The organism is Parolsenella sp. LCP21S3_E11, assembly GCF_052118165.1.
Classification (GTDB): domain Bacteria; phylum Actinomycetota; class Coriobacteriia; order Coriobacteriales; family Atopobiaceae; genus Parolsenella.
This window is the reverse complement of the sequence record NZ_JBQKHS010000004.1, coordinates 41,171-62,489: the sequence shown is the minus strand read 5'-3', so window position 1 is coordinate 62,489 and position 21,319 is coordinate 41,171. Positions and strand designations below refer to the sequence as shown.

At 62.1% G+C, this 21,319-nt stretch carries 15 protein-coding genes; 3 read left to right on the top strand and 12 right to left on the bottom strand.

Annotated features, from left to right (window positions below; genetic code table 11):
• The 7 genes from ACTQ1Z_RS05265 to ACTQ1Z_RS05235 all read right to left on the bottom strand — a co-directional run bounded on the left by ACTQ1Z_RS05265 (position 1) and on the right by ACTQ1Z_RS05235 (position 10,399).
• Entirely contained in the window at positions 1 to 3,063 is a 3,063-nt protein-coding gene (locus ACTQ1Z_RS05265; protein WP_441859323.1) for a type III restriction-modification system endonuclease, read from the bottom strand.
• Position 3,064: 1 nt separating this feature from the next.
• Entirely contained in the window at positions 3,065 to 4,927 is a 1,863-nt protein-coding gene (locus ACTQ1Z_RS05260; protein ID WP_441859320.1) for a site-specific DNA-methyltransferase, read from the bottom strand.
• Between the two features lie 11 nt (positions 4,928 to 4,938).
• Positions 4,939 to 5,733, bottom strand: a complete 795-nt coding sequence (locus ACTQ1Z_RS05255) for a hypothetical protein (RefSeq protein ID WP_441859317.1) — start codon at positions 5,731 to 5,733, stop codon at positions 4,939 to 4,941.
• The gene (locus ACTQ1Z_RS05250; protein ID WP_033499419.1) at positions 5,717 to 6,499 is read right to left on the bottom strand and encodes a DUF4391 domain-containing protein; all 783 of its coding nucleotides are present in this window, start codon (positions 6,497 to 6,499) and stop codon (positions 5,717 to 5,719) included. Before ACTQ1Z_RS05250 ends, ACTQ1Z_RS05255 begins: the two co-directional genes overlap by 17 nt.
• Positions 6,496 to 9,741, bottom strand: a complete 3,246-nt coding sequence (locus ACTQ1Z_RS05245) for a helicase-related protein (protein ID WP_441859314.1) — start codon at positions 9,739 to 9,741, stop codon at positions 6,496 to 6,498. The genes ACTQ1Z_RS05250 and ACTQ1Z_RS05245 overlap by 4 nt, the downstream gene beginning before the upstream one ends.
• Before the next feature lie 4 nt (positions 9,742 to 9,745).
• Positions 9,746 to 9,958: a YlcI/YnfO family protein gene (locus ACTQ1Z_RS05240; RefSeq protein WP_227561562.1), complete on the bottom strand. Its 213-nt coding sequence runs from the start codon at positions 9,956 to 9,958 to the stop codon at positions 9,746 to 9,748.
• Between the two features lie 168 nt (positions 9,959 to 10,126).
• On the bottom strand, positions 10,127 to 10,399 hold the full coding sequence (locus ACTQ1Z_RS05235; protein ID WP_441859311.1) for a hypothetical protein: 273 nt from the start codon (positions 10,397 to 10,399) through the stop codon (positions 10,127 to 10,129).
• 604 nt (positions 10,400 to 11,003) lie between these two features.
• Between ACTQ1Z_RS05235 and ACTQ1Z_RS05230 the strand changes: the two genes are divergently transcribed.
• Together ACTQ1Z_RS05230 and ACTQ1Z_RS05225 are read left to right on the top strand one after the other, a co-directional pair.
• On the top strand, positions 11,004 to 11,192 hold the full coding sequence (locus ACTQ1Z_RS05230; protein ID WP_441859308.1) for a GyrI-like domain-containing protein: 189 nt from the start codon (positions 11,004 to 11,006) through the stop codon (positions 11,190 to 11,192).
• A 207-nt stretch (positions 11,193 to 11,399) separates the two neighbouring features.
• Positions 11,400 to 11,930, top strand: coding sequence for a flavodoxin family protein (locus ACTQ1Z_RS05225; protein WP_441859306.1), 531 nt, complete (start codon positions 11,400 to 11,402; stop codon positions 11,928 to 11,930).
• Positions 11,931 to 12,191: 261 nt separating this feature from the next.
• Here the strand turns inward: ACTQ1Z_RS05225 and ACTQ1Z_RS05220 are convergent, their stop codons facing one another.
• The 3 genes from ACTQ1Z_RS05220 to ACTQ1Z_RS05210 all read right to left on the bottom strand — a co-directional run bounded on the left by ACTQ1Z_RS05220 (position 12,192) and on the right by ACTQ1Z_RS05210 (position 18,112).
• Positions 12,192 to 14,426, bottom strand: a complete 2,235-nt coding sequence (locus ACTQ1Z_RS05220) for a DNA gyrase subunit A (protein WP_441859303.1) — start codon at positions 14,424 to 14,426, stop codon at positions 12,192 to 12,194.
• 123 nt (positions 14,427 to 14,549) lie between these two features.
• Positions 14,550 to 16,547, bottom strand: a complete 1,998-nt coding sequence (locus ACTQ1Z_RS05215) for a DNA gyrase/topoisomerase IV subunit B (protein ID WP_441859300.1) — start codon at positions 16,545 to 16,547, stop codon at positions 14,550 to 14,552.
• Between the two features lie 281 nt (positions 16,548 to 16,828).
• On the bottom strand, positions 16,829 to 18,112 hold the full coding sequence (locus ACTQ1Z_RS05210) for an MFS transporter (RefSeq protein ID WP_441859298.1): 1,284 nt from the start codon (positions 18,110 to 18,112) through the stop codon (positions 16,829 to 16,831).
• Positions 18,113 to 18,489: 377 nt separating this feature from the next.
• Between ACTQ1Z_RS05210 and ACTQ1Z_RS05205 the strand changes: the two genes are divergently transcribed.
• Positions 18,490 to 19,446: a DUF4236 domain-containing protein gene (locus tag ACTQ1Z_RS05205; RefSeq protein WP_320679484.1), complete on the top strand. Its 957-nt coding sequence runs from the start codon at positions 18,490 to 18,492 to the stop codon at positions 19,444 to 19,446.
• 39 nt (positions 19,447 to 19,485) lie between these two features.
• Here the strand turns inward: ACTQ1Z_RS05205 and ACTQ1Z_RS05200 are convergent, their stop codons facing one another.
• On the bottom strand, positions 19,486 to 20,346 hold the full coding sequence (locus ACTQ1Z_RS05200; protein WP_441859295.1) for a YitT family protein: 861 nt from the start codon (positions 20,344 to 20,346) through the stop codon (positions 19,486 to 19,488).
• Between the two features lie 143 nt (positions 20,347 to 20,489).
• Entirely contained in the window at positions 20,490 to 21,236 is a 747-nt protein-coding gene (locus tag ACTQ1Z_RS05195) for a 4Fe-4S binding protein (RefSeq protein ID WP_441859293.1), read from the bottom strand.
• Positions 21,237 to 21,319: the final 83 nt, after the last annotated feature.

Below are 21,319 nucleotides of genomic sequence, written 5' to 3'. Positions count from 1 at the left end.
CTAAGCCTTCACCGCCTCGTATTGGTAGGTCGTGCGCACGTTGTAGTGGAAGTCGTTTCCGAGGTCCAGCGCCTCGAAGTGCTTCTTGGCGCAGCCGATCTTGATCTTCTCCGCGTCGCGCAGGGCGGGCTCGCCGTTCTTGCCGCCCTTGGTCTCGGTCACGAAGTACACGCGGCGCTCGCCATCAGCTTCCTCGACATACGCCCAGTCGGGGTTGTAGCTGCCGAGCGGCGTGTCGATCTTGAACGTCGAAGGGAGCTTCGCGAAAACGAGCACCTCCTCCTGCTTGTCGAGAGCCTCGGCAAAGGAGCGCTCGACCCCCGCCGAGTCGTAGACCACGTAGTTGTACAGGCTCTTGCTCGCCATATCCGGCTTCCACGCGTTCTGCCCAAGGTAGGCCGTGTAGTCGTCAAGCTCGAGGTCGCGCATGGTGTACCACTCGTCCTCGGGAAGGCGCACGTACTTGATGCCCTGGGCGATGAGGTCGTTCTTCACGCGGTTGATCTTGTCGCCGACCTGCGCGAGGAAGGTCGCGGGGTCGATCTCGAACTCGTCGAGGCGGCTGCAGCCCTCGAGGATCGCCTTGATGGTGCCGCGGGTGAGCCCGACGGCGTCCTGCAGCTCTGCGATCGGGTCGGGAAGGTCGTATTTCACCTTTCCCGAAACGGACACCACGGAGGCGCCCGTGCCCTCGGCGCTCACGCCCGCGTCGTCGATGCCCAGCGAGGCACGCTCGCTCGTCACCTGGGGCGGGCGCACGGCGAGCATGCCGTCGACAGCTTCGATGGCATGCTCGATGAGCTTGCCGGAGTCGACCTCGACCTGGAAGCGCGTGCGCTGGCGGATGCGGTCCCACAGGGCCTGGAACGCAGGGTCGAGCGTGACGTCCTTCTGCAGCTCGACCGAGACCTCCTTGGCCTTGTCACGGATCTGGACCCTCTGGGACTTGTGGATGATGATCGCCTCGACCTGCTCCTTGGCAGGCTCGAGCTCGGCGGGGAGCTCGACCTTGCCCTCCTCGGCGGCCGCCTTCAGCTCGGGCGTCACCGCGCCCTTGCCGTCGACCATGCCGGTCGCGACGAGGTGGTCGTAGACCTGCCTGGACTTCTCGTAGCCCAGGCGCTCCTCGACGCCATCATCGCCCTTGACCGTGACCTTCGTGAAGCTCTCCGGAGTGATGACGCCGAACTTGAAGTCCTCAGCCTCAAGCTCCTTCTGCAGGCCGTTGGCGAAGTCGTCGTAGCTCTCGTTCGCGATGACGGTGAGCACGTTCGCCTCTGGGTCGTACAGGCGCTCGCCATCCTGGTTCACGCACAGGCGCAGACCGCGGCCGATCTTCTGGCGCTTGGTCAGGTTGTCCTTTGTCTCGACGAGCGTGCAGATCTGGAACACGTTGGGGTTGTCCCAGCCCTCCTTGAGCGCGGAGTGGCTGAAGACGAAAGAGACGTCCTTGTCCGCATCCTTGCCGTCCGGGAAGGAGATGAGCGTCTCCTTCTTCTGCATGATGAGCTCGAAGGCCCCGGCGTCGTCGGCGGTGCCGGCGGCTCCCTTGGAGTCCTTGAACTTGCCCTTCTTGTCCTTGGCGAAGTATCCCTGGTGCACGGCGTGGGGGTCGCGCACCAGCGGGGCGCCGACGGCTTCGTAGCACTCGAGCCACGTGCCCTTGCCGATCCCCGCCGCCTTTGCGATGCGACGAGGCGCCTTCGAGTTCAGGGCACCTGCGTACTCCTCCTCGAACATCAGGGCGTACAGGCCGCCGTGGACTTCGGGCTCGTAGACGCGGTATCGGTCGACGCGGTCGATGAAGAAGAGCGAGAGCACCTTCACGCCGCGCGGCCACAGCTCGAACTGGCGGGCCAGGTGGTCCTCGATGGTGCGGCGGATCTGCGCGCGCTTGACGACCTCCTCGTTGACGTCGCCCAGCGCCTCGCCGAGCTCGAGCACCTCGCCGTTCTGGAACTCTATGAACTCGTCGCCCACTGCGGCGCCGATGTTGTTGACCACCCAGCCGCTCTCGTAGTCGCTGTTCTCGCCGCTCTTCTGGTAGAGGTCGTTGCCGGTCTTCACCGTGACGGCCTTGCGCTTCTGCGTGCCGTCGGCCTGGCGCACGTCGATGGACACCTTGGCGGAGAACGGGTCGGACTTGACGGACTCGAGCCTCACGTACGCGCCGTTGAGGTTCGCCTCGGCCTTGATCGAGTCCACGCAGATGCCCTTCACCAGGTGGCGCTCGAAGGCGTCGACCGGCGTGAGGCGGTAGATCATGTTGTAGGCCTGCTTGTGCGTGGCCGAGTAGCGCAGCACGAACAGCGGGTTCAGGCTCTTGATGGCGGCCTTGGCCTGCTTGGTGTTGTCGACGCTCTGGGGCTCGTCGATGATGACGACGGGCTTGCAGGCGCTCACGAGCTCGCGAGGGCTGAAGCCGCCGGTGAGCTTCTCGCTGGGACGGTGGAAGAGGTTGCCCTCCTTCGCGGTGCCATCCTTCTCGAGGCCCTTGTTGAACGCGTCGATGTTGATGACCATGACCTGGATGGAGCTCGACGTGGCGAAGTTACCCACCGGCCCCATGTCCTTCGAGTCGTACACGAAGTAGTCGAGCGGCGTGCGGTCGTAGAGCGTCTCGAAGTGCCTGCGGGTGGTCTGGAGGCTCTTGAGGACGCCCTCGCGGATGGCCACGCTCGGCACGACGATGACGAACTTGGTGATGCCGTAGCGGCGGTTCAGCTCGTAGATGGAGCGGATGTAGACGTAGGTCTTGCCGGTGCCGGTCTCCATCTCGACGGTGAAGTCTCGCAGGCGCCCATCGGTGAGGACGTCGGTTGCCGGGAGGCAGCCCTCCTCCTGCACGGCGTGCAGGTTGTCGAGGAGCTGGCCCGGCGCCACGCGAAGCTCGTTGCCGTGGCCGACCATGAGCTCGCCGATCGCCGTCTGTCCTTTGCGGCCGGAATCGGCGGAGAATACGCTGCCGATAAATTGTTGTCCGCGGAACAGGTCGCAGGTTGCTTCGATGGCCTCCAGCTGGTGCTGCTGGTCGGATGAGAACTTGAACTCGAGCGCCGCCATGCTAGACCGTCCTCAATTCGATCTCACAGCCCATGCGCTCGCCGGCGTGCTTGAAGATCTGCACGGCGTTGAGCTTGAGGGTGTCGTCGAGGACGGAATCGAGGATGAGAACGCGCCTGGGCTCCATGTCGGCGATGGCCTCGAGCGCCTCAATGGTGAGGCCTCGGGACATGCAGCAGACGAGCTCGTCGCAAGCGACGGACCAGATGGGATAGCCCGCGGCTTCAGACTTCTCGACGGGCAGCGTGAGCTCGAGGCCCCATTTGAGCATCATCTCGAAGACGATATCCATATCGGAGCGATCGGGCTTGACCACGTCGAAGAGGAGCTGACCGGGCTCGGGCTTCTCAATGCCGGACTCATCGAGCTCGAACACACGGAAGCCGATGTCGGGAAGCTGCTTGGGTCCCTCGCCAAGCTTGAGTTGACGGTTGGATTCCTCGAGCTCGGTTTTGATTTTGTCGCCTGCGCGGCGGATGCGTTCTTCGCCAATGTCGCAGAGAGTTAGATAACCTGCCTTGTAAGCAAATGAGTCCTCATTGAGCACCTCGGGCAGCTGGACTGCGATTAGACGTCTATTTCCGGAATCCTCGTAATTAGCCTCGAACAGCGCTTGGCCAGTCGTGCAGGAGCCAGAGAAAAAATCAAGGACAATGCAGTCTTTGTTTGTAGCTAGCTCCATAAACCTACGAATCAAACCCACGGGTTTCGGGTTGTCGAAAACCGCAACGCCGTCAAATAGCTTCTTTACGAGCTGAGTGCCATTTGTGGTTGTCTCTACATCGTCCCACCAAGTTTTTGCGACCTTCCCGCGGTTAACCGCTTCCGTCAGAAACCTTTTTCTTTGTGGCCCACCCTCTCCGGTAGACCCAAATACGATACGCCCGTCTTTCTCTAACTCAAGGAAATGAGCATAATCATTCTTCCAGCTACATCCTGGGTTCGGCGTATATACAACGCCGGTATTAGGATTAGTAATTTCATATTGTTGATTAGGTCGCCATCCTCCGACTTGGAAGGGGTCTGCTTTCCAGGGGCCACGTGGGTCGTTATCTGGGTTGGAAAAGCCCTCTCCATCGTCACGGAGCCTAAACTCGGATCTATTCCTGACAAAGTAGTCCATGTTCTTGAAATAAATGAAGTTATAGGTATGCGAAACGGAAATTAGTGCAGTATTTGTTACCGACTTGGTTGAATTCCAAAGAACATCACCGCAGAAATTTTTTTCGCCAAAAATTTCGTCAAGAAGAGACTTTAAGTTAGAGCACTCGGCATCACTAATGCTGATAATAATGACGCCGTCATCGCTCAATAGCTCCCGAGCCAGCTTAAGTCTGGGATACATCATCGAGCACCAGTCGCTGTGGTAGCGACCGCTTGTGTCCGCGTTGGACTGGCCGGTGAGCCCCGCCTGCTCCTTGTAGTTCTCGATGGTATCGCCGAAATTGTCCTTATAGACGAAGTCGTGACCCGTATTGTACGGCGGGTCGATGTAGATCATCTTGACCTTGCCGTGGTAGCCGCGCTGTAGGAGCTTCAGCACCTCGAGATTGTCGCCTTCGATATAAATGTTGTCCGAGTCGAAGGACCCATCCTCTCCATCGCGGCTGCGGCTTTTCTCGATACGGGGACGCAAAGTAGCAGTGCTGGACATCTGCGACTGGCGGATGGCATCGGCCTTGCCGGGCCACGTGAACGCATAGCGCTCCAGGCCCTCGTCTACCTCGTCGCCAAGCTCCAGCCGCAGTTTGTCGAAGTCGATTCCGCTCTCGGAGAACACTTCGGGCATCAGCTCCTTGAGCTTATTCAGGCGGTCGTCAATAAGACTCTCCGATTCAAGAGTCATCTTTTCTATCTCGCTCATGAGGTCTCCTCCTAGGAAAGTTGAGATTTGATTAGTTGAACTATGTAGGGCATGGCGGCAATAAAAACGTCGGTGCCCTTGCCGGCAAGCCAGCTCAGGAGTTTGTCAAGCTTGCTGCCCCGTTTGCTTTTATCTTTTGTGTTGAGATCGCCCATCATCCCTTTGAGCAGCGTCTTCTCGTCATCGGAAAGCGTTGTCTCTGGCAATTTGTCAATCTGTTCAAAGGTTGCCTCTAACGTGACCTGTACGTTGCTCGTGGCGGATGCCGTGAGGCTGACGCTAGCGCCCTGCGCTTCGGCGATTTTCAGCTTACGGAGCTCCTCATCACGGAAATGCTTCAGTTTGTCGATACGTAGTTGCGTCTGTTCATCGTTGAAATCATTGCGATTGGAAGACCCATAGGAATAGGAGGCTAGTCCGTCCGTGTAGGAGTCGTAGCCCCTCGCGTTTGCGTAGACGTAGTCGATTGAGTCGTATACGGCTTTGAGCTCGTCGCCTTTCACGCCCTCTTCAAGAGCTTGCTCCAGTCTCCTGATATGCTGCGTTATAGTTGCGCAGAATGCGGCACCGAACGCTTTGTCGTCTGAGTCTTCCCGCTTTAGGCGCAGCTTCTGGAGAATCATCCCTAGGTCGCTTTTCGAGTAGCGAAATGAGCTTGAGGAATTGATATATTTTAAAGCCTCGGGGTTAGTGTAGTCGAGGTCGAAGACCTGCATGATTTCACGGCAGAGCGCATCAACATCCTCATCTGCAGCATCACTCAAAAGGCGCGCCGCTCGCAAAATATACTCATCTAGAACGGCCATTGCAGATCTCCTTTATCTCATCGGCGACCGCCCTCAGGCGTCGCTCCTCTTCCTTCATTTCCATCCTCAGCTTCGCGGACTCGTTGAGCGTTATGTCCTTCGACCGCCGCTGCTCCTTCAGCCGCTTGACGGAGGCTCCCATCTCATCGTAGCGCGACGTGAGGGCGATCAGCTTTTCCCGGTCTCGAGCGGGGCATACGGGGTAGAACCCCAGGCCGCCAATCGCGCGGGACAGCGCTACGGTGCGCGACAGGTCGACCAGGTACTCCCAGAGGTCGCCCTGCGAGAGCCGCCCGAATGCCAGCGCGCCTAGGAAGTCCGCGTATTCTGAACGGCCAGGATCGAACGCGCCCGTCGACTCGACTCGGTCGACGACCGTCGCGCCCTGCTCGGCCTGGCTCCTCCGCGTGAGGGCGACCGATATGCACGCGCAGCCGCCCGCCTCGACCAGGAGCACCGTCGGGTTCGGGAAGCACTTGTGCACGAGCTCCGCCACCTCGGCCACCGCCATGGTCCCGGCTGTCATCTCGCAACGGAGGAAGACGACGCTCTGCACGTTGCGCTCGTCGTCCTCGTACGGCGGGATGCGCGTCGTGGACTTCTGGACCGTGGCGAAGTGCTCGAGGCGCGCGACCTTGTCGAGCCTCTTCTGCTCGGTCTTGGTGAGCATGGCCTGCTTGACGAGCACCGTCTTGGGGATGCGGCGGCATCCCGCGAGCGCCGCTTCGGGCAGGCGCAGGATTCCGTTCCAGTCGATGCCGCTCATCGCAGCACCGCGAAACATACCAGCGAGTAGTCGCTGAATCCCATGACGGTGCCGCTGCCGACCTCGCCCAGGCTGAACAGGCTCTCGATCCCCTTGTCCTGCTGCGTTCCGGTGATGGCCGCCACCACGTCGTCGAGCAGGTCGGTGTAGGCGTCCATCCTCGTCCCGTCGCGGGTCTCGCGGTTGAACTCGCGGCACAGCTCGGCGATGGGCTCGGGGTGCCCCGAGCAGACGGCGCGCATGATGTCGAGCGCAGGCTTGGGCTGAGTGTGCTTCGTCATGACCTCGCCGTCAGCCGACACGTACACCACGTAGTACGGGAAGACGGGGTTCGTGTCCCTGGGGTCGTTGCCCTCGTCGTTCTGCTTGAGGCAGAAGACCACGCCCGGCTTCACGTCGCCGCGAAGCTCGTCAGGGATGGGGGCCACGGCGTGCAGTCCCGCCGGCGAGTTCTCCAGCGCGCCGGGATGCTCCTTGGCGTAGCGCTGGAGCTCCACGCGGAAGTCGTCGAAGGCGAAGTCCGTGATCGAGATGCCGCCCGAGATGTCCTCGAGGTCGAGCACCTCGCTCTTGAGCTGCTGGAGCTGCTGGCGGCGGTACTTGAGGTCGTTCATCTCGCCGTTGCCCTTGGCCTCCAGCACGTTCTCCTCGCCGGTGGCCGACGCGTCGAGCAGCGCCATGCGGCCCTTCACGCGGCCCTCCAGCTGGATGTACTCGTCGAGCGCGATGTCCGGCCAGAAGTTGACCAGCTGGATCTGGGAGTTCTTCGATCCCAGGCGGTCGATGCGGCCGAAGCGCTGGATGATGCGCACGGGGTTCCAGTGGATGTCGTAGTTCACCAGGCAGTCGCAGTCCTGCAGGTTCTGGCCCTCGGAGATGCAGTCGGTGGCGAAGACGACGTCGATCTCGCCGAGCTCCCTCTGATTCTCCGGCAGCTCCTTGGAGACGGGAGAGAACCTTGCGAGGATGTTCTCGAAGGTGGTCCTGGGGAGCTTCAGCGAGTAGGTCCGGTTGGAGCTGCCCGCAACCTCGGCGCACTCGATGCCGAGCTCGCGCTTCAACCAGGGCGCCAGCTGCTCGAAGAGGTAGGCCGTCGTGTCGGCGAACGCGCTGAACACCAGCACCTTGCGGTTGCCGGGGTTGTACGGCTCGCTGACCTTGCCCGCGATGAAGTCCCGCAGCTTCACGAGCTTGGCGTCGCGCTCGGGGGTCACCGCGTCGGCGTAGGCGAGCAGGGCCCGGAGTACCTGGATGTCGAAGTCGAGGTCCTGACCCAGGCGCAGGGCGTCGACATCTCGCAGGTCGACGCGCACCTTTCCGCCGGCCTCGAACTCCTCGGCATCGTCGTCGTCGAACCCGTCCTCGAGGCCCTCGGTGCCGTAGGCGACCCCCGAAGCGTCGTTATCGAGCCTTGAGCGCAGGTCGACGCAGCCGTCGAGGATGCGGCGCAGCGTGATGCGGAAGCTGTTCACGGAGGACTCCATGCGCTTGAGGACGTTGATTCGCATGAGGTTGGCCACCGCCGTCGTGCGGTGGACCTGGCTCTCGAAGTCCTTGCCCCACGTGTCCCCGTAGCGGTCCTCGTACTTGCGCCGCCGGTCGGCGCGCACGTAGGAGAGCACCTGGTACTGGGCGAACGTGAGCTGGGCGATCATGTCGTTGAGCTCGGCGATCGGCGGCAGCTCGCCGTCGAGGTCGATGGGCGTCTGGAACGACAGGGGCGGCCGGCGCGCCGGGAAGGTCCCGCTCGCGGCGCCGTAGTACTTCGTGATGTGCTTGCGGCTGCGCGCGATGGTCAGCACGTCGAGCAGCTTGAAGTAGTCGGCGTTCACCGCGTTAACGAAGCTCTCGGTCGTGCGCTCGGAGTCGGAGAGCTTGCTCCACTCGTTGAACCTCTGCTGGGCGACGCGCGTCACGTGGGTGATCGACGGGATGCCGTCGGTATCGGCGAGGTACGCGTCGTCTCCCTCGGTGATGAGCTCGATCTGGTTGCGCAGGTCGAGCAGGCGGTTGTTCACCGGGGTGGCAGAGAGCATGAGCACCTTGGTGCGCTGGCCCGACTTGATGACGTCCTCGATGAGGCGCGTGTAGCGGTCGGTCTTGTCCGCGTCGGTGCTCTTGTTCCTGAAGTTGTGGCTCTCGTCGATGACGAGGAGGTCGAAGTGGCCCCAGCGCAGGTGCTCGAGGTCCACCTCGCCGCTCATGCCGTGGTAGCGCGACAGGTCGGTGTGGTTGAGCACCGTGTAGCTGAAGCGGTCGTCGGCCAGCGGGTTGCGGTCGTCGTTGTCCTGCGTCCACAGGGTCCAGTTGTCCCGCAGGCGCTTCGGGCACAGCACGAGGATGCGGTCGTTGCGCTCCTGGTAGTACTTCATGACGGCGAGCGCCTCGTAGGTCTTGCCCAGGCCCACCGAGTCGGCGATGATGCAGCCCTTGTACTTCTCCAGCTTGCGGATGGCGCCCACGACGGCGTCCTTCTGGAAGTCGTAGAGCTTGCTCCAGACCACGGACTCCTCGAACTTGAGGCCGGGGCGGATGCCGTTGTCCTCGTCGTCCTCCATGAAGTCGCGGAACAGGTGGTACAGGGTCAGGAAATAGATGAACTCGGGCGGGTTCTCGCGGTAGAGCGTCTCGACCTGGGCGGCCACCTGCGCGGTGACCTCCTCGACCATGGCGGGGTTGTCCCAGACCGACTCGAACATCATCTTGAGGCCGACGGCCTCGGTCGCGTTCTCGAAATGGCTCACGCAGGTCACGGTTCCCGGGCGGCGCTCGTAGCCGAGGCCCTCCTGCGTGAAGTTCGCGGCGGCGCCCATGAAGGCGTGGTCGTCGCCTGAGGGGTTCTCCACGACGTACGTGCCGCCCGGCTGGATGGCGCCGGACGTCTTGGCGGACTTGAAGACGCCCTTCTCGCGGATCCACTCGGCGCATTCTCGGGCGAGCGCGCGCTGGTTGAGGTTGTTGCGCAGCGTGAGCTCGAGCCCCGAGCCGCCGACGCCGACCTCGCGCGCGCGGCGGGCTACCTCGAACTCGCGCGGCTCCTTCGAGTCGGCCATTCGCTTGATGAAGGTGGGCTCGCTGAACAGGAAGCGCACCTCGTCGACCTTGGAGAGCTCCTCTTTGAGCTCCCCGTAGGCGAACACGGTGAAATACGAGCTGATTATCGACAACTTCGCGCCGTCGTCGATGGATTCGCCGAGGGCGTCTCCCAGGCGCTCCGCGCCGACGTTGCTTAGCGACTTCACGCCTCTACGCCCCCTTCTTCGCGAGCTCTTCGATCATGCACGTGCGCACGAAGGCGGAGAAGCTCATGCCCCGCAGGGCCGCCTCCTCCTTCGCCGCGTCGCGCAGGGTGTCGGGGATGCGCAGGGTCACGGAGACCTGGTCGCCGTCCACCAGGAAGCTCCTGATCTCGGTCTCGTCGGGATTGCTCTTGATGAGCTCCTTGTAGCTGTCAGGCATCTGCGCTCCCATCGCTCGAAATGCAATACAAATGCGTTTGCAGCATTATAACGCGACGGCACGCGGCGGCACTGGGAATGCGAGGACAGCCGATGCCCAGGCTTTATATGAGCGCGGACGGCGAAGGACGCCCTGATCGGGCTTGGATGGCCGCTTTCGTTCGGGTCCTCATCGCTCGTTTTCGCGAGGTTTGGCGTTTGCCCATTCCTCGGCGTAGAGGACGTCGTTCTGAGCCTCCAGAATGCGCGCGGCGTCCCCGATGCGCGCGGCGCACTTCTCGCTTATCGACCTCAGGGCCAGGATCCCCTCGACGTCGAGCGGGTCCAGCTGGTCGGCATGCGCCAGGGACTCGAGCAACTGGTCAAGGTCCCTCGCCAGCCTCTCGGCATCCGCCACCGCGTCGAGCAGTTCGAGGCGCTCTACCTTCTCTTCGTGGCTCAACATCTGCTTGCCTCCTTCTCTCAACGGACGTGTCGCGCAGCACAGTAGCCGTTCCGCGCAACGAAAAGCCTCACCGCCAGCGGCCCCGGTCCCCGTGCCATGAAAGCGTACATATCCGTACGTTTTCATGGCACACTCCGCTTGTCGGACAAATCCGTACGGTTTTGTCCCGACGCTCCGAGACTTGGGGCGCGCCGGACCGAACGCGGCGAGGCACGCCCCACGCTAGAGAGGACGCGGCCCTATTGCCTTCTCGGTTTCGAAACTTTAAAAGATCTTAAGTTTCGAAACCGAGAAGGAGGGTTTAAGCGAGAGACGACATCAGCCCCGAATCGACGCTCGAGAGGAGGCTCGCGCCACTTCTGTCTATCAGGGACGCGCTCCCGAAGGCTCTCGTTGCCAGCACGAGGCACGAGCCTTATACCCGGGAGGGCGTGGTCGCGCTGGAACTCGCGAGGTGGCTGCTCAGCGAGCAGGGGTTCTGAGCGTAGGGCTAGCGCAGAACTGTCGGTAAGAAACTCGTATGGGAATGGAAATACCTTAGTTATGGGGGCGTTAATCGAAATATCGACAAGAAGTGGCCCCATAAGCGTCTTATCAATGCATGCACGCCGGGCCTTACGATGGCGAGCCGGCATCCATAGACGCAATGCGCGCATTCATAGCTGAGCAGGGCTATACACCCGACTCCGGCGGCGCTCGTCTCCACCATGAGATCTACCTCTCCGACCCGCGCAAGTGCGCGCCAGAGAAGCTCAAGACCGTGATTCGCCGTCCCATCAAGCCAATCTAGTGAAACGAAGCGCCGCAGCGCACTCGCGCCTCCGCTTTTGCGGTTTCGTAATCGCCGGTCGGCGAGGATTGTGCAGGCGTGATCCTACGCAAGGCTATTTGGTTTGAGCAAAGAAGCACTAAGCGGGCGATTGAATAGCTCCATCCGCTTTGGTAATAACAAAAAGCAGCGTGTCGCGCTCCTGCGACACCGGGAGAGGAGAGCCCTATGAACATCGTTGTATTGAGTGGTAGCCCGCGCAAGGGCGCCAACACTGACACCATGGTCGATACGTTTGCTGAGACTGCACGCGAGGGTGGCCACACGGTCGAAGTCGTGCGCGTTGCCGGCAAGAAGATCGCCGGTTGCCTGGGGTGCCAGTACTGCTTCGAGCACGAGGGCGCTTGCGTGCAGAAGGACGATATGGCCGGCGTGGTTGAGTCGCTCAAGAACGCCGACATGGTCGTGTTCGCTTCGCCCATCTACTGGTTCGATATCACCGCACAGGAGAAGGCCGTCATCGACCGTCTGTACGCCTTCGGCGCTACGGGTTTCCCGTTTACCAAGACTGCCCTTTTGCTCGACAGCCACAGCGAGGGCGTCTATGACGCGGCGATCGCTATGTACAAGGCTACCTGCGCGTATTGCAAGTGGGATGATCAGGGCATCGTCACCATCAGCGGCATGACCGAGCGTGACAGTATGGCATCGTCACCCAAGCTCGAAGAGGTGCGTGAGCTCGCTCGCAAGCTCGCTTAACTTTGCGTTGCTGGGTATCTGTCGAGTATATAAGACGGACTATCATATAATCTGTCGAGTATAAAAGACGGGAAGAGGACGGACCCATCGAAAAGGATGGTCTGATAATAGAAGTGATTCCGGCTTGGAGATTTTTGCTTGAGCTTGCAAGCAGATAATTCGAACCGTATGCAAGGGCCCCGGAGTGCGGTTAATCGCGCTTCCGGGGCCATCGTTTAAGGATTTGTGGCGGTTCGACTTCCGCGGTTTCAGCCGGTCGCGCTAGTCGAACAGGCTCGGCATGTCGCTTTCCTTCATGAGGGCACCAGCGCAGGGGAGGGCCTGGGCGCAGAACTTCTCTGCCCAGACGTCGCTTCCCAGGAAGTCCTCGATCGCGCCGACGGCGGTGACGATGCGGCCCTTCTTGGCCGTGAAGGCCTGGACGCCCTGGGTGTTGGTGGTCGTCTTGGTCTTGAGCAGCGACGTGTTGAAGTTCATGAGGCGGCCGTCGTTCGAGACGAGCGCGAGGTCGCGGTCCTCCTTGAGCACCTGGGCGAACAGCAGCTTGGACCCGCCATAGATGGCGTTCTTGAGGCGCTTGCGGTTGGTCTTGGTCACGTATCCCGCCAGCGCCACGCGGACGACGCGGCCGTTCTCGAAGGCGAAGAGCACGTCTGCCTTGTAGTCCTCGGGGTCGATCACCCAGATAACGTTCTCGTCCGGCTCCATCTCGAGGTCGGTCGGCAGGTAGGAGCCGAGCTGGGCGGACTTGGTGTCCTCGAACGCGGCGACCTTGCACTTGTACACCTGGCTCTTGTCGGTGAACACGAGCAGCTCATGCGTGTTGGAGGACGGGAACTCGATGAACGGCTCGTCTCCGTCCTTGTACTTGAGCGCAGCACCCGTCTTGAGCACGCGGTCCGTCATCTTCTTGAGGTAGCCGTCGCGCGAGAGCATCATCGTGACCGGGTACTCCTCGACCTCGGGCTCCAAACTCACCTCGACGACGTCTGCCGGGTCAACGCGGCCCGTCCTGCGCGGCGTCACGTACTTCTTGTTGACCGCGGCCAGCTCGTCGCTGATGACCTGCTTGATCTTGTCCTCGCTCGACAGGATGTCCTCGAGCTCGGCGATCTCGCCTTCGAGCTTCTCGATGTCCTTGGTGCGGTTGAGGATGTACTCCTCGTTGATGTTGCGGAGCTTGATCTCGGCGACGAACTCGGCCTGGGTCTCGTCGATGTCGAAGCCCTTCATGAGGTTGGGCACGACCTCCGCCTCGAGCTTCGTGCCGCGGATGATGGCGATGGCCTTGTCGATGTCGAGCAGGATCGCCTCGAGACCGTGTAGCAGGTGCAGGCGCTCGGACTTCTTGTTCAGGTCGAAGCTCACGCGGCGACGCGTGGACTGGACGCGCCACTCGACCCACTCGTGCAGGATCTGGCGCACGCCCATGACGCGGGGATAGCCGTCAACCAGCACGTTGAAGTTGCACGAGAACGAATCCTGGAGCGTGGTCATGCGGAAGAGCTTCGCCATGAGCTCGTTGGGGTTGACTCCTCGCTTGAGGTCGATGGCGATACGCAGGCCGGAGAGGTCCGTCTCGTCGCGGATATCGGCAATCTCGCGCACCTTGCCCTCCTTGGAGAGCTTGACGATGCGTTCGATGATGATGTCGGTCTTGGTGGTGTACGGGATCTCGTAGACCTCGATGATTCGCTCCTCGGGGATCCAGCGCCAACGGGAGCGGATTTGGAAGCTGCCGAGGCCCGTCTCGATGATGCGCTCCATCTCCTCGCGGCGGTAGATGATCTCGCCGCCGGTGGAGAAGTCGGGCATGGGCATGTACTCGAGCAGGTCACACTCGGGGTTCTCGAGGTAGTGCATGGTGGCGGTACAGACCTCGTTGAGGTTGAAGCCGCAGATGTCGGACGCCATGGCGACGCCGATGCCCTTGTTGGCGGACACGAGGATGTTGGGGAACGTGGTAGGCAGCAGGCGCGGCTCCTTCATGGCGCCGTCGTAGCTGTCGACGAAGTCTACGGGATCCTTGTCGATGTCCTTGAAGATCTCGGCGCAGATGGGGGAGAGCTTCGCCTCGGTGTAACGGGAGGCGGCGTAGCTGAGGTCTCCCGAGTAGTACTTGCCGAAGTTGCCCTTTGACTCCACGAAGGGTGCGAGCAGCGCTTCGTTGCCCGTGGCGAGACGAACCATCGTCTCATAGATGGCTGCGTCGCCGTGGGGGTTGAGCTTCATGGTCTGGCCCACGATGTTTGCGCTCTTCTGGCGCTCGCCCTTGAGCAGTCCCATCTTGTACATGGTGTAGAGCAGTTTGCGGTGCGAGGGCTTGAAGCCGTCGATCTCCGGGAACGCTCGCGAGACGTTGGTGCTCATGGCGTAGGGCATGTAGTTGGTCTCGAGCGTCTCCGTGATGGGCTGCTCCGTGACCTCGGAGTGCAGGCCGATGACGTTCTCGTCGTTGACTTGCTTCTTTTTAGGCTGCGTCTTCTTCTTTGCCACGATTCCCTCTTGAAACGTCTGCTTTGGCTGGTCTGTTGGGTTGGCGTGGTTGGGCTGCGCTGCCCTTGCCGCACTTTCACGTTGCTGCAAGGCCGGATTGTGTTGCCCTGCCACGGCCTCACGTTACTGTAGGTCCAGCTGGTCTAGATACTCTTTGCCGTGCTCGGCGATGTGACGCTTGCGCCCCTCGTCGTCATTGCCCAGCAACAGGTTGAACATGGTCTCCATCCTTGCGATGTCCTCGGGTTCGACCTTGATTAGGCGGCGCGTCTCGGGGTTCATGGTGGTGAGCCACATCATGTCCGGATCGTTCTCACCAAGACCCTTCGAGCGGTTGATGGAGCACTTCTTGTCGCCGATCTCCTTCAGGACGTCGTTCTTTTCGAGCTCGGTGTAGGCGAAGTAGGTCTTCTCGCCGCAGTTGATCTCATAGAGCGGAGACTCCGCGATGTAGACGTAGCCCTCGTCGATGAGCGTGGGCACCAGACGGTAGAGCATCGTCAGGATGAGCGTGCGGATGTGGTATCCGTCGACGTCAGCATCCGTGCAGATGATGACCTTGCTCCAATTGAGGTTGTTCAGGTCGAAGGTGGCGAGGTTCTTGATGCGCCTGTCGCTGATCTCCACGCCGCAACCGAGGACGCGCATGAGGTCCATGATGATGTCGGACTTGAAGATGCGCGGGTAGTCCTCCTTGAGGCAGTTGAGGATCTTGCCTCGAACCGGCATGACGCCCTGGAACTCCGCGTCGCGAGACGTGCGGATGGCGCCTGCCGCGGAGTCGCCCTCCACGATGTAGATCTCGCGGCGGGTCTTATCCTTCGAGCGGCAGTCGATGAACTTCTGCACGCGGTTGGCCATGTCGGTCTTCTGCTGCAGGTTGGTCTTGATGCTCTGGCGGGTCTTCTCGGCGTTCTCACGAGAGCGCTTGTTGATGAGCACCTGGTCCACGATCTTGCTGGCGGCGTCCTTGTTCTCGATGAGGTAGGTCGAGAGGCGCTCCTTGAAGAAGGCCGTCATCGCCTGCTGGATGAAGCGGTTGTTGATGGCCTTCTTGGTCTGGTTCTCATAGGAGGTCTGGGTGGAGAAGCAGTTGGTCACCAGCACCAGGCAATCCTGGACGTCTTGCCACTTGATGGAGCTCTCGTTCTTGTTGTACTTGCCCTGGCTCTTGATGTAGGCGTCAAGAGCGCTGGTCAGGGCGCTGCGGGCCGCCTTCTCGGGAGAGCCGCCGTTCTCAAGCCAGGAGGAGTTGTGGTAGTACTCCTGCATCTGGAAGGTGCGGGAGAAGCACATGCATGCCGTGATCTTGACGTTGTAGTCTGGCAGGTCATCGCGGTCGCGGCCACGGCGGTCCGCCTCGATGAAGAAGGGCTCGGTGAGGTAGTTGGCGCCGACCTTCTCGAGCACGTAGTCCTCGATGCCCTTGGGGTAGCAGAAGTCTTCCTCGGTGAAGCTGCCGTCCTCGCCCTCGATGCGCAGGCGGAAGGTGACGTTGGCGTTGACCACGGCCTGGCGGCGCATGGTCTCGCGGTACCACTCGTCGGGGATGTCGATCGAGGTGAAGACCTCGAGGTCCGGGCGCCACTTGATGGTGGTGCCGGTGCGCTGCTCGTCGGTGGGCTCGACCTCAAGGGCCTTCTTCTTGGAGCCTACGACCTTGCCCTTCTTGAAGTGCAGCGAGTATTTGTTGCCGTCGCGCCAGACGGTGACGTCCATGTACTCCGAGGCGTATTGGGTGGCGCACGAGCCCAGGCCGTTGGTGCCGAGCGAGAAGTCGTAGTCGCCGCCCTGGTTGTTGTCGTACTTGCCGCCGGCGTAGAGCTCGCAGAAGACGAGCTCCCAGTTGAAGCGCTTCTCGGTTGGGTTCCAGTCCAGCGGGCAGCCGCGGCCGTTGTCCTCCACCTGGATGGACTTGTCGGCGAAGGCGGTGAGGGTGATCAGCTTGCCAAAGCCCTGACGAGCCTCGTCGACCGCGTTGGAGAGGATCTCGAAGGCGGCGTGCGCGCAGCCGTCGAGACCGTCCGAGCCGAAGATGACGGCGGGGCGCAGGCGGACGCGCTCCTCATCCTTGAGCTGACGGATGCTGTCGTTGCCATAGTTTGCGGTGTTGTTTGCCATGCTCGCTCTCTCGGTGCTCCCTGCCGGCGCCCGACTCTCATCGGGCGTGCGTATTGGTTGCGACCCCAGCGCCGCGGCGCGATGCGCCAGCCGCTGCGTTTTTGCGCGTTTGGGGCCGGGTAATTTGGTTTAGATAAGCAACTTAACATAGCCCGGCGCGCCGGCGGCCCCTTCTGACACGAAATCCATCGAACAATCGTTCGAACTCGAGCGCGGGCAGAAGGGGCTGGACCGATCGCGACGCCTCGGCGTTCGTGCTACTCCGTCGCTGGCGCCTCGCCTTATTTGCGCGGCAGGAATCTCGCGCCGGCGATTCCCTGGGCGACAAGCGCCACGCCGGCGATTGTCCAGAGCGCAAAGTAGCCGCCGCCGGCAATGGCAATGCTGCCGAGGCTGCTGCCAATGCCGCCTCCCGCGAAAACGCCCAGGCCGATGAGTCCGGTGCAGAGACCCGTGTGCGAGGGGTCGATATCCATGGAGAATGAGACGAGCGTGGGCTGTACCAGTATGTAGCCCAGGCCGAGGCATGCCGCGGCGGGGAGCGCGGGCATCCACGAGCCCGTGATTGTCGACGCCGCTAGCAGGGCCGTTGCGATGACGCCCGAGGTCTCGCCCACGGCGATAACGCCACGTTGGCCCCGAGCCTCGCCGATGCGCCCGGAAATGCTGCCGCCGGCGAGGCAGGCGAGGCCATAGAACATCATGAGCAGGCCCGCCTGAGTGGAGGAGAGGCCGCACCTCTCGGCCAGGAAGGTGCCCATGAATCCGTACACCCCGAGGAAGATGATGCCGGTCGTGAAGGCAACGAAATAGACGGCGCGTCCGGGTCCAAAGAAGATCTGCGCCGCGTGGCGGAGAAACGCCGCGGGCCTGAAAGGCTCGCGTTCAGCTGAGCTGACCGCGCCCGCGTCTGTGGCGCTTACGCCGGCGCCTGGCGCGTCGACGGTGCCCACGCTTGCGGCATTCACGTCGGTGTCTGGCGCGTCGACGGTGCCCGCGCCGTCCATCTCGTCGAGGTACCTCAGGCGCCTGACGCCGAGCCAGGCAGCTGCGCCGAGTATGCCAAAGCAGATAAATGCCGCGCGCCACCCCGCAAGGTCGCAGATAAGCCCGCCGAGACCTGCCGAAAGACCCTGTCCGGTAAACGTGACGCCCATGAGCAGGCCCACGGCGCCCTGTCGGTCCTCCTCGCTCACGACGCTGCCAACGAGCGACTGGTTTACGCTGATGATTCCCGCGGCGAAGCAACCAGTGACGATTCGTGCCACGACGAGTGCCTCGAGCGTGGGCGCTGCGGCGCAAAGCACGGTGCTCACGGCAAGGCCCGCGACGATGATGCAAAGGAGACGTACGCGTCCAACGGCGTCGCCAATGGCGCCACATACGGGTTGCAGCAGCCCGTAGGGCGTGAGGTATGCGGTGAGGATGATCGTCGCGGCTGCCGGGGCGATGGCGAGCGTCTGGGCGATCGCCGGGAGTGCGGGAGAGACGAACCAGTTGTCTGCGGCGGAGACGAGCCCGCAAAACCCGAGCGTAACGACTATCTTCTTTTGCGTTTGGGTCATGGGGCCTGCCTTCGAGCCTGTTCGGGTGGATATGGCGTCTCGTTCACTATAAGTGCGTGGGGGAGTAGTGACGTTCCTTATTTGACTCGACTATAAGCGGCGAATAAATGAGGCGATAGCGACTGTGAGCAGCCAAACGATTCCCGGACGAGTAGTTCCCTCTTTTGTCGTTGCAAAACCCCAGTTGATTTGCTCGCTCAAAAACCGGCTACTTGCCCAGAGGCCGTTTGGCTGCTCACTGTCGCTATTGCAAAGATGTGCCCCTCTGGCGAGAGCATTCGCTGGAGGGGCTTTTTGCGCGCCCGCGGAGTGGCACGCCAGGGATGTCCGCATTAACCCGTAAGATGGAGGCATACGCATCGAGTGGGGGAGTGAGCATGGGTCTTCGATTCCACAAGTCCGTGTCCCTGGCCAAGGGCATCCGCGTCAACCTGAGCAAGAGCGGCCCGAGCCTGAGCCTCGGCCCCAAGGGCGCCACGCTCAACATCAGCAAGAGGGGCGTGTATGCCTCCGCCGGCCTGCCGGGCACGGGCCTTTCCTATCGCACGAAGCTCGGCGGCTCCAAGCGCTCGTCCAAGTCCTCTGGCGCGAGCAAGGCCAGGAGCATCGGTTCCGGTTCCGCGAGGTCTATCGCTGCGGAGCGTCCGCGTCTCTCGCCCGACCTCGAGGAGCAGCAGCGCGTCTGGGCTGAGATGCAGGAGGAGTCCGAGGAGAAGAGCAGGGAGTTCATCGATATCTACAAGCTCGCGCCGCAGGTGCTCACCGCCGACGAGCTCTCCCAGCACCTCTCCAGGGCCGCCTTCACCACGGGTGAGCAGGGGCAGCGTGCCCTCGAGGCTGCCCTTTCAACGGATGACGAGGTCATGGCGGACCTCGTGGAGGAGTGGCTCTCCAACCTCGAGATTCCCGCCACCGTGAGCGCCCAGATCGGGTGCGAGGACGGCCGCCTCTACCTCGACCTCGACCTTCCGGAGATCGAGGACCTGCCTCAGACGACGACCAAGCAGCTCGCCTCGGGCCAGGTGAAGGTCGTCGACAAGACCCAGAAGCAGCTCAAGGAGGAGTACGCAATCTGCGTGCTTGGCCTGGCCTTCTTTATGGCCGCGAACATCTTCGACCTCAACGCGAACATCGTGGAGGTCACGGTCTCCGGCTACACGCAGCGCAGGAACAAGGACGGCGACATGACGGATGACTACCTCTACTCCGCCAGGTTCCCCAGGGAGCAGCTCCGCGCCACCACGGTGACCAACCCGATCGAGGACATCAACGCCTTCGAGAGCCGCCTCAAGCTCGGGTCGACCTTCTCGTTCGGGTCGATCAGCCCGTACTAGCGCAAAAGTTGACAAAGGGACTGTCCCTTTGTCAACTTCCTACGCGCCTTCCAGGGCGGCGTCTGTGCTCTTGACGTGGTTGCCGATAATCTCAGAAACGTCCGAGATGGAGACGAACGCGGAGTGGTCGACCGAGTCAATGACTTCGCGCAGTTCGCGTACCTCGTACTTCGTGATGACGCAGTAGAGGACCTTCTTCTTGCCGCTCAGCATGCCCTCGCCATCCATGATGGTGACGGTGCGGCCCATGCGGCTGTAGATCTGCTTGCAAATCTCCGTGGCGTCGTCCGTGACGATGAGGGCCGCCTTGACCTGGTCCATCTCGGACTCGACCATGTCGAGCACCTTCGACGTGATGAAGTAGGTGAGCAGCGAGTAGAGCGCGCGGTCGACGCCAAAGAGTATGCCGGCCATACCGTAGATGACGATGTTCATGCCGAGGACCATCTGCCCCACGGCGAGGTCGGTCTTTCTGCTGACGAGGATGGCCACGGCCTCGGTGCCGTCGAGGCAGCCGCCCCCGCGGATCACGATGCCCACGCCAAGGCCGAGAAGCACGCCGCCAAAGCAAACCGCGAGCAGGGTCTCGCCGGTGGCGTTCGCCCAGCCGTCGAAGAGCTCGACGCACGCGGAGAACGTCGCCATCGAGAAGACGGCGCGCGCGGTAAAGCTGCGGCCGAGCTTGATGCCGCCCAGGATGACGAAGGGTGCGTTCAGGATAACCGTGAGCAGGGCGAGGGGAACGCCCGTTACGTGCGAGAGCATCATGCCCATGCCGATGACACCGCCGTCCAGGATGGTGTTGGGAACGAGGAACTCCTCCACGGCGAAGGCGGCGATGGCGGAGCCGAGGGCGAGGAGCGCGTAGTTGATGACGGGATGGGAGGGGCGTCGATCCATGTGGGGTGCCTTTCTGTGTCGTGAGGCACGGGCGGTCAGGTTGCGGGGTGAGTCTACCCAAAGAACTGGGCGCCACGCGGCGCGAGCGTAGGAGCCACGGCATCTGCTCTTCACGCAGCGCTGCGTCGCGAGGGCCATCGCTCCTACAGGAACAGCTCGTTTTCCTTTCGCAGGGCGCAGATGGGGCTGAGTTCCTCGGCCTTGGCGGCAACGGTCGCGGCGTTGACCTCCCTGGCGTTGACGGAGCAGATCCTCAGGCAGCGCATGCAACCGATGCAAGTCTCAGGGTTGGCGGCGAAGCTCTCCGTGTCGATCGCCTGCGCGGGGCACTCCCTCGCGCAGAGGCCGCAGCCGACGCATGCGTCTGTGGGCTGGGGGACGAGGCCGCCGCGGCCTCCCTGCTTGTACGGACGATTGCCGGGAATGGCCGGCATGTCCGTCGCCTCCTCGGCGATGCGCCTGGCGAAGCCCCTGAGCTGCGCGGCATCGGCGGCATCGGGCCTGCCGGTGGCGAACTGGGGGAAGATCGAGTGCTCGGCGATGGCCGCCACCGCGGCGACGACGTTGAAGCCACAAGTCTTGGCAGTGTCTTCCATCTCCGCCAGGGTGCCCTCGAACGCGCGGTTGCCATAGACGCAGATGAGGGTGCACGCCGCGCCGTTACCGGCGATGCGGCTCAGGCGCTCCGTGGCGATGGTGGGAACCCTGCCGCCAAAGGAGGGCAGGGCGATAAGAACCTGGTCATCCTCGTCGACGACGCAGGCGGAGAAGTCCTTCTCGGTATCGGCGAGGTCGATGGTCTTGACTTCGCCCTCCCAACCCTCGGCGAAGGCGCGGGCGACCTTCTCGGTGCCGCCGGTGGGGCTAAAGATGATTTCGACGATGCGCATGGCCTCTCCTTTTGGTATTTATGGGAGTACTCTACGTAATGATATAGGGTGGCCGCGATGCCGCCCGCGGATATACGGAGGCG

Coding starts and splice junctions, on each gene's coding strand:
- ACTQ1Z_RS05265 (WP_441859323.1), bottom strand. CDS start 3,063: ATGGCGGCGCTCGAGTTCAAGTTCTCATCCGACCAGCAGCACCAGCTG.
- ACTQ1Z_RS05260 (WP_441859320.1), bottom strand. CDS start 4,927: ATGAGCGAGATAGAAAAGATGACTCTTGAATCGGAGAGTCTTATTGAC.
- ACTQ1Z_RS05255 (WP_441859317.1), bottom strand. CDS start 5,733: ATGGCCGTTCTAGATGAGTATATTTTGCGAGCGGCGCGCCTTTTGAGT.
- ACTQ1Z_RS05250 (WP_033499419.1), bottom strand. CDS start 6,499: ATGAGCGGCATCGACTGGAACGGAATCCTGCGCCTGCCCGAAGCGGCG.
- ACTQ1Z_RS05240 (WP_227561562.1), bottom strand. CDS start 9,958: ATGCCTGACAGCTACAAGGAGCTCATCAAGAGCAATCCCGACGAGACC.
- ACTQ1Z_RS05230 (WP_441859308.1), top strand. CDS start 11,004: ATGCACGCCGGGCCTTACGATGGCGAGCCGGCATCCATAGACGCAATG.
- ACTQ1Z_RS05225 (WP_441859306.1), top strand. CDS start 11,400: ATGAACATCGTTGTATTGAGTGGTAGCCCGCGCAAGGGCGCCAACACT.
- ACTQ1Z_RS05215 (WP_441859300.1), bottom strand. CDS start 16,547: ATGGCAAACAACACCGCAAACTATGGCAACGACAGCATCCGTCAGCTC.
- ACTQ1Z_RS05210 (WP_441859298.1), bottom strand. CDS start 18,112: ATGACCCAAACGCAAAAGAAGATAGTCGTTACGCTCGGGTTTTGCGGG.
- ACTQ1Z_RS05205 (WP_320679484.1), top strand. CDS start 18,490: ATGGGTCTTCGATTCCACAAGTCCGTGTCCCTGGCCAAGGGCATCCGC.
- ACTQ1Z_RS05200 (WP_441859295.1), bottom strand. CDS start 20,346: ATGGATCGACGCCCCTCCCATCCCGTCATCAACTACGCGCTCCTCGCC.
- ACTQ1Z_RS05195 (WP_441859293.1), bottom strand. CDS start 21,236: ATGCGCATCGTCGAAATCATCTTTAGCCCCACCGGCGGCACCGAGAAG.